At 45.5% G+C, this 7,773-nt stretch carries 6 protein-coding genes; 3 read left to right on the top strand and 3 right to left on the bottom strand.

Going from position 1 to position 7,773, the window contains the following annotated elements; all coding sequences use genetic code 11:
• The 3 genes from Q0Z62_RS01080 to trxA form a co-directional block, all read right to left on the bottom strand.
• A partial coding sequence (locus tag Q0Z62_RS01080; protein ID WP_298050244.1) for a Glu/Leu/Phe/Val dehydrogenase dimerization domain-containing protein occupies nt 1–325 on the bottom strand: 325 nt, incomplete at its 3' end.
• 153 nt (nt 326–478) lie between these two features.
• Complete coding sequence (rho, locus tag Q0Z62_RS01075) at nt 479–1,735, bottom strand: transcription termination factor Rho (protein WP_298050243.1); 1,257 nt, start codon at nt 1,733–1,735, stop codon at nt 479–481.
• A gap of 66 nt (nt 1,736–1,801) precedes the next feature.
• Nucleotides 1,802–2,128, bottom strand: a complete 327-nt coding sequence (gene trxA / locus Q0Z62_RS01070; protein ID WP_269901700.1) for a thioredoxin TrxA — start codon at nt 2,126–2,128, stop codon at nt 1,802–1,804.
• A 325-nt stretch (nt 2,129–2,453) separates the two neighbouring features.
• On the opposite strand from trxA, the gene Q0Z62_RS01065 reads away from it, so the two are divergent.
• The 3 genes from Q0Z62_RS01065 to Q0Z62_RS01055 are packed head-to-tail and all read left to right on the top strand — an operon-like array spanning nt 2,454 to nt 7,755.
• A complete protein-coding gene (locus Q0Z62_RS01065) occupies nt 2,454–4,340 on the top strand; it encodes a DNA topoisomerase IV subunit B (protein WP_298050246.1) in 1,887 nt (628 codons plus the stop codon).
• 33 nt (nt 4,341–4,373) lie between these two features.
• Nucleotides 4,374–6,713 carry a DNA topoisomerase IV subunit A gene (gene parC, locus Q0Z62_RS01060; RefSeq protein ID WP_269902157.1) on the top strand — a complete coding sequence of 780 codons (2,340 nt, stop codon included), beginning with the start codon at nt 4,374–4,376 and terminating at the stop codon, nt 6,711–6,713.
• 4 nt (nt 6,714–6,717) lie between these two features.
• On the top strand, nt 6,718–7,755 hold the full coding sequence (locus tag Q0Z62_RS01055) for a CDP-6-deoxy-delta-3,4-glucoseen reductase (protein WP_269901701.1): 1,038 nt from the start codon (nt 6,718–6,720) through the stop codon (nt 7,753–7,755).
• Nucleotides 7,756–7,773 lie beyond the last annotated feature (18 nt).

Below are 7,773 nucleotides of genomic sequence, written 5' to 3'. Positions count from 1 at the left end.
CTAGAAATTTTAAAATAGATTGATTAACAGAGGGGTGAAAACGCATGCCGCCTTTGTAAGGGCCTATTGCGTTGTTATGTTGCACTCGGAAAGCGCGATTGACGTGTGTTTGGCCTTGATCATCAACCCAAGTAACGCGAAATTGAAAAACGCGGTCAGGTTCAGATAGACGTTCGAGTAGACCAAAGTCCGCGTATTCGGGATGATCTTCCAGAAAAGGCCAAAGGCTTTGGTAAACCTCTTGGACAGCTTGTATAAATTCTGGTTGATGGGGATCTCGTTGTTGCAGATGCTGGAGAAATTGCGTCAAAGTTGCGGTTTTCATGAGTTTATCCTGTATGGAAAACACTGAGTAGCCTGATCAAAAAACCATAAGCTCAGCTAAGTAAAAGAAGTCATTAATAAACCTAAGGCAATGCCATTCGTCTTAGGGCAGAAAATAAATAAGCCTCTATAAAAGAGGCTTATTTATTATGTACTATTTTTTCATCATTTCGAAGAATTCTGTATTGGTTTTTGTTGCACGAACCTTATCAAGTATAAAGTCCATGGAATCAACCTCGTCCATATCATGGATGAATTTGCGCAATACCCAGATTTTTTGCAGTAAATCTGGCTTGATGAGAAGTTCTTCGCGGCGAGTACTTGTTTTATTGAGGTTAATGGCTGGATACATACGTTTTTCAGCCAAGCGACGTTCAAGGTGAATTTCAGAGTTACCTGTACCCTTGAATTCCTCGTAGATGACCTCGTCCATACGGCTACCGGTTTCGATTAGAGCCGTACCGATAATGGTTAAGGAGCCGCCTTCTTCGAGATTACGAGCCGCCCCAAAGAAACGTTTAGGACGTTGCAAAGCGTTGGCATCTACACCACCAGTTAGCACTTTGCCTGAGGACGGCACCACCGTATTGTAAGCACGAGCTAAACGAGTAATGGAGTCCAATAAAATAACGACGTCTTTTTTCAGTTCTACAAGACGTTTTGCTTTTTCAATGACCATTTCTGCCACTTGAACGTGGCGGGTGGCTGGCTCGTCAAAGGTAGAAGCGACCACCTCACCGCGTACAGTGCGTTGCATCTCTGTCACTTCTTCGGGGCGCTCATCCACCAAAAGAACGATCAAGATTGCATCGGGATTGTTGGCGGTAATTGCATGAGCCATGTGCTGCATCATCACGGTTTTACCGGATTTGGGACTGGCTACAATTAAAGCACGTTGGCCTTTACCAATAGGAGCAAAAATATCCAGGATACGGCCTGTAATGTTTTCTTCGCTCTTGATGTCACGTTCTAGGCGCATCGGTTGATTTGGGTGCAGAGGGGTCAGGTTTTCAAACATAATACGATGTTTGATGGCCTCCGGCTGCATGCCGTTGACTTTGTCTACTTTGACAAGTGCAAAATAGCGTTCACCGTCTTTAGGGGTACGTACTTCGCCTTCGATGGAGTCCCCAGTGTGTAAGTTGAATCGACGAATTTGTGAAGGAGAGATATAAATATCGTCGGTGCTAGCTAGATAAGAGGTTTCGGGAGAGCGTAAAAAACCAAAACCGTCTGGTAATACTTCGAGTACGCCATCGCCAAAAATTTGTTCGCCTTGTTTAGCGCGTTTTTTCATAATTGCAAACATAAGTTCTTGTTTGCGCATGCGATTAGCGTTGTCGATGTCTAGGCTTGCAGCCATTTCTAGCAGCTGCGAGACGTGCAGAGCTTTTAGTTCGTTGAGATGCATGAGAAGAAAAGAAGGGAATCAGCCAACGGCGGCGAGCCAAGAGCAGGCTCGCGCAGAAATTGTTGTTTATAAAGAATTATCGAGGAGTTCTTGTAGCTGTGATTTAGAAAGCGCGCCAACTTTAGTTTCAGTTGGTTGACCATCCTTAAACAGCATTAAGGTAGGAATACCACGAATGCCAAATTTAGCGGCTGTTTCGGGGTTTTCATCTACGTTTAGTTTTGCAATAGTAACACGGCCTGCGTATTGTTCAGCAACTTCGTCCAAAATAGGGGCAATCGCCTTACATGGGCCACACCAAGCGGCCCAGTAATCGACTAATACGGGTTGACCAGACTGTAACACGTCTTCAGAAAAAGACGCATCGGATACGTTTTTAATGTTTTGGCTCATGGCATTATTTTATGAGTAAAAAAGGAAATGGTTCAATACACTATACGAGAAGGCGAGGACATAGCACAATGAAAGCAAGGCCTATGCCCGCTATTGTTGTGCTTAATCTACAGCATGCCATAACAATCGTACTATGTGTGCGGCTAAATGGGGATGTGGAAAGTCACATCTAGGTTAAATACAGGTAGCGACGCAGAGTTCGTGAAAAGTTCGTAAAATAGATTTTTTACCGATTGATAGAGATTAGATAGTGTCTAAGTCCAATTACGATGAATCATCAATTCGGGTGTTGAAAGGTTTAGAGCCTGTGCGTCAACGTCCGGGCATGTATACCCGCACTGATAACCCTTTGCATATTATACAAGAGGTTATTGATAATGCGGCAGACGAAGCCCTTGCTGGGTATGCCAAACAAATTATTGTTACGTTACATAAAGACCAAAGTATCTCCGTTGCTGATGATGGTCGCGGTATTCCCGTAGGGTTACACCCCGAAGAAAATGCGCCAGTGGTTGAGCTGGTTTTTACACGTTTACACGCAGGGGGTAAGTTCGATAAGAAAGACGGTGGGGCTTATGCTTTTTCGGGGGGACTACACGGTGTTGGGGTTTCTGTTACCAATGCGTTGTCGACTCGATTAGAGGTGCAGGTTTGGCGTCAGGGCGAAATACACCAGATTAGTTTTGCCGATGGAAATCTGCTGGAACCCTTGCATATAGCGGGCAGCGCACCTAAACGTAAAACAGGAACCTTAGTTCGGGCTTGGCCTGATGCGCAGTATTTTGATGTGCCAACTATCCCTCTTGCAGAGCTTAAACATGTACTGCGCAGCAAAGCTGTTTTGCTCAGTGGTACGACTGTTACACTCATAAACGAAAGAACTGGCGAGAAATTAGAGTGGTGCTATGAGAGTGGGTTAAGTGGTTATTTACAAGAGTCACTCCATGACCAAGAGCTATTTATTCCTTTATTTGTGGGGGCTCAGTTTGCCACAGCAGATGATGAGAATTATGCCTTAGGCGAGGGCGCGGAATGGGTCGTAGCGTGGACACTTGAGGGCGCGGTTGTACGCGAGTCTTTTGTAAACTTGATTGCTACCCCAGCCGGTGGAACTCATGAGGCTGGTTTACGCGATGGTTTATATCAGGCGGTAAAAAACTTTGCTGATTTGCATAGCTTATTACCTAAAGGCTTACGCCTATTACCCGAAGACGTATTCGCACGCGTTAGTTTTGTTCTTTCTGCCAAGATCCTAGACCCTCAGTTTCAAGGGCAAATTAAAGAGCGTTTAAATAGCCGTGATGCGGTGCGCATGATTAGTACATTTGTACGAAATGCGTTGGAGTTGCGCTTGAATACAGAGGTCGATGAGGGTAAAAAGCTAGCTGATTTAGTGATTCGTCATGCTCAAGCGCGTGTGCGATCTACTCAGCGAGTAGAAAAACGTAAAAGCTCGGGTGTAGCCGTGTTACCTGGCAAATTGACCGATTGTGAGTCCCATGATGTGAGTCGCACAGAGTTATTTTTAGTCGAGGGAGACTCAGCCGGTGGATCTGCCAAAATGGGCCGAGACAAATCCTTTCAGGCGATTTTGCCATTGCGGGGTAAAGTCTTAAATTCATGGGAAGTGGATCAAGACCGTTTATTTGCTAATCAAGAAATTCACGATATTTCAGTGGCAATTGGGGTGGACCCGCATCAGGCCACTGATAGCCCGGATTTATCGGGTCTGCGTTATGGGAAAATATGTATTTTGTCTGATGCGGATGTGGATGGGTCACATATTCAAGTGTTATTGCTCACTTTGTTTTTCCGACATTTTCCTGCGTTAATTCAAGCTGGACATATTTTTGTGGCTAGACCGCCTTTATTTCGCTTGGATGTTCCTGCCGTTGGAAAACGCCCTGCGCGTAAAGTCTACTGCTTAGATCAGGCCGAATTAGATAGCGCTATTGATAAATTACGCAAAGAAAAAGTACGTGAGGACTCATGGGCGATTAGTCGATTTAAAGGCTTAGGTGAAATGAGTGCCGAGCAGTTATGGGATACCACCATGAATCCAGACACACGACGTTTGATGCCTGTTCATCATGGACTACAAGGTGTGGCTGGATCTGAGCAAATGTTTGAGATGCTCATGGCACGTAGCGAGGCTTCACAGCGACGTAGCTGGTTAGAGTCCAAAGGTAATTTAGCTGATGTTGATATTTAATTATTTTGTAAAGCATTACGTAGGAAAACTATGATGCAACCTGATTTGTTTGCATCGGGGGCGCAAGAGGCTCCCGCTGCGGTGACTGTGGCTGAAAATGACGAGGCCATCACCCTAGCTCAATATGCAGAACAAGCGTATTTGGACTATGCCGTTTCTGTAGTGAAAGGGCGGGCTCTTCCAGATGTGTCTGACGGTCAAAAGCCGGTACAGCGTAGAATTCTATATGCCATGAATGCAATGGGTTTAGCCGCAGGCGCTAAACCCGTTAAATCTGCTCGTGTGGTGGGTGATGTACTAGGTAAATATCACCCGCATGGTGATCAGGCGGCTTATGATGCGATGGTACGCATGGCCCAAAGCTTTGTGTTGCGTTACCCCCTAGTTGATGGGCAAGGTAACTTTGGCTCTAGAGATGGTGATAATGCGGCTGCCATGCGTTATACCGAAGCTCGACTCACCCCGTTTGCGAACTTATTGTTAGACGAACTCGGTGAGGGCACGGTAGCCTTTGAACCTAATTATGATGGTTCACAAAAAGAACCGGTTCTGTTACCGGCGCGCTTACCTATTGTGCTTTTAAATGGAGCGTCAGGGATTGCGGTAGGGATGGCCACAGAGATCCCTCCACATCATTTAGGTGAAATTGCTGCGGCTTGTATTGCTTTGCTTGATGATTCTGATTTGTCTGATGAGGCGTTTTACGCCATGATTCCGGGGCCGGATTTTCCAGGCGGTGGACAAATTATTTCTTCTGCACAAGAGATACAGACCATTTATAAGCAGGGCCGGGGTTCCATTAAAGTACGAGCTCGTTGGGAAATAGAGGAGTTAGCCCGTGGTCAATGGCAGCTGGTGGTTAAAGAATTACCACCCGGGGCATCTACGCAAAAGATTCTTGAGGAAATAGAGGAAAAAACAAACCCTCGTATTCGAGCAGGCCGTAAAGCCTTGACGGCAGATCAGCAGCAAACGCGTGCTTTATTGCTCGGGTTATTAGATGCTGTACGTGATGAGTCAGGCAAAGACGACCCTATCCGTTTGGTGTTTGAGCCTAAGTCTAGCCGTATTGATAGAGATGAATTTATCAATACCTTATTAGCGCAAACCAGCATGGAAGGTAACAGCAGTATTAACTTAGTGAGTATTGGTATAGATGGTAGGCCCGGGCAGCGTACTTTACGTCAGATGCTTGAACAATGGCTTGTTTTCCGTGCTGATACGGTGCGTAAGCGCACGCAATATCGTTTAGATAAAGTCACCGATCGTATTCATATACTAGAGGGGCGGATGACGGTATATCTAGACGTAGATGCTGTTATTCAAACCATTCGTGATGCAGATGAGCCTAAAGTTGCCCTTATGGAACGCTTTGCGTTAACAGAGCGCCAAGCTGAGGATATTCTTGAGATGCGCTTGCGTCAATTGGCGCGTCTTGAGGGGTTTAAAATTGAACAAGAGCTAGCCAAGCAACGTAAAGAGCAAACGGCCTTACAAAAACTACTAGATAGTAAAACGGCCTTTAAGCGATTGCTAATAAAAGAAATTGAAAGTGATGCTAAAACGTTCACTGATACGCGTCGTACTTTGATTCAAGAAGCTGAGCGTGCTGTTTTAGAAAATAAAGTGATTGATGAGCCCACAACTGTGATTATGTCTCAACAGGGTTGGCTACGACGACGTCAAGGGCATGGACATGATGTCCAGCAATTTAACTTTAAAAGTGGTGATAGCTATTACGATGCACGTGAATGTCGTAGTACTGATGAGCTCATTGCTATCGGAGCAGATGGGCGTGTTTATAATGTGGCCGTGGCAGATTTGCCCTCAGCCCGAGGTGATGGCCAGCCTATTACTGCTCTAGCAGACGTGAATAGTGCCGCACCTATCGTGCAAATGGTGGTGGGCGATAGTAAACAAAAATTACTAATCGGGGCTAAAAGTGGTTATGGATTTGTGACTAAGCTAGGTGATATGTCTACACGTCAGCGTGCGGGTAAACAATTTATCACGGTCACTGAGGACGATACCTTGTTAGCTCCTTTATATGTTGCACCTAACCATACCTTATTAGCGCTACTTAGTGCCGCTGGGCGATTTTTAATTATTGATATAGCGGAACTACGAGAGTTAAGCGGTGGTGGCCGAGGTACAAAGTTGATGGATTTAGACGACGGTGATGAAATTGTTCAGTGGGCCACTGGGCCAGAGACTGGATTTGTGTTGTCTGGTGTCTATCGTCGTCGTCAAACAGATTGGGATATTACCGGATCTGTTTTGGAATCCTACCAAGCTAAGCGCGCCCGTAAAGGAAAAACGCTTGAACGTAAAATAAGCGATGCAGTCTTAAAAGCTGCAGTGATAACGGAATAAAAAAATGAGCTATAAAATTACAGTAGAGCCCTCTGGTTTATCTTTTGAGGTTAAACCTGGGCAAAATATTTTAGATGCCGCTTTAGAGGCTGAAATCGTTTTACCCTATAGTTGCAGAGGGGGCGGATGCTCCACCTGTAAAGGTAAGGTCTTAGAGGGTGAGTTCGAGGCCGGAGAGGCACCCCAACATATTCTAGAACAAGCAGATTTAGACCAAGGTTATACCTTGATGTGTCAGGCACAACCTAAATCTGATATGCGAATTGAGTCACCTCAAGCTCGTTTAACCACTGATATTCAGGTGAGAAAATTACCAGCCCGGGTGATGGAAATGGAGCGCATTAATGATGATGTGATGCGTTTAACCTTGCAACTACCTCCAGGCCAGCCTTTGATGTATTACGCTGGGCAGTACATGGAGGTGATCATGAAAGACGGTCGTCGTCGTAGTTACTCCATGGCGAACCCTCCTCAGGAAAATAATCAGATTGAGTTGCATATTCGTCATATGCCTGGTGGTGCGTTTACCGATCATGTGTTTGGTCTCACTGAGCCAGCAATGAAAGAGCGAGGCATGCTTCGTGCAGAGGCTCCTTTTGGCTCCTTCTTTTTACGTGAAGAAAGCACTAAGCCTTTAATTTTCCTTGCAAGTGGTACAGGGTTTGCGCCAATCAAAGCCTTGGTTGAACACATGCAGCAAAAAAATATTCAACGTGAAATTCGTTTTTACTGGGGTGGTCGTCGACCCAAAGACATCTATATGATGGAGCTGGCTCAGCAGTGGGAAAAAGAGATTCCCAATTTTACTTTTGTGCCTGTGGTATCGAATGCCTTGGCTGAGGACAACTGGACGGGTCGCACAGGCTTTGTCCACCATGCCGTGGTTGAGGATATGAATGATCTATCCGGCTGGGAGGTCTACGCATGTGGAGCACCAATTATGGTTGAAAGTGCACAAAAAGACTTTGTGGAAAAGTGTGGGCTAGATGCAGCCGTGTTTTATGCAGATGCCTTTACTTCTGAGGCCGATTTAGCTTCCTAATAGGTTGACTTAAAACAT

This window comes from uncultured Paenalcaligenes sp., from assembly GCF_947630565.1.
Lineage (GTDB): Bacteria > Pseudomonadota > Gammaproteobacteria > Burkholderiales > Burkholderiaceae_B > Paenalcaligenes > Paenalcaligenes faecalis.
This window is presented reverse-complemented; position numbering and strand designations above follow the sequence as displayed.

Excerpts from the sequence above, each read along its gene's own strand:
- trxA (WP_269901700.1), bottom strand. The coding sequence starts at position 2,128 with ATGAGCCAAAACATTAAAAACGTATCCGATGCGTCTTTTTCTGAAGAC.
- Q0Z62_RS01055 (WP_269901701.1), top strand. The coding sequence starts at position 6,718 with ATGAGCTATAAAATTACAGTAGAGCCCTCTGGTTTATCTTTTGAGGTT.
- Q0Z62_RS01065 (WP_298050246.1), top strand. The coding sequence starts at position 2,454 with ATGTATACCCGCACTGATAACCCTTTGCATATTATACAAGAGGTTATT.
- parC (WP_269902157.1), top strand. The coding sequence starts at position 4,374 with ATGCAACCTGATTTGTTTGCATCGGGGGCGCAAGAGGCTCCCGCTGCG.
- rho (WP_298050243.1), bottom strand. The coding sequence starts at position 1,735 with ATGCATCTCAACGAACTAAAAGCTCTGCACGTCTCGCAGCTGCTAGAA.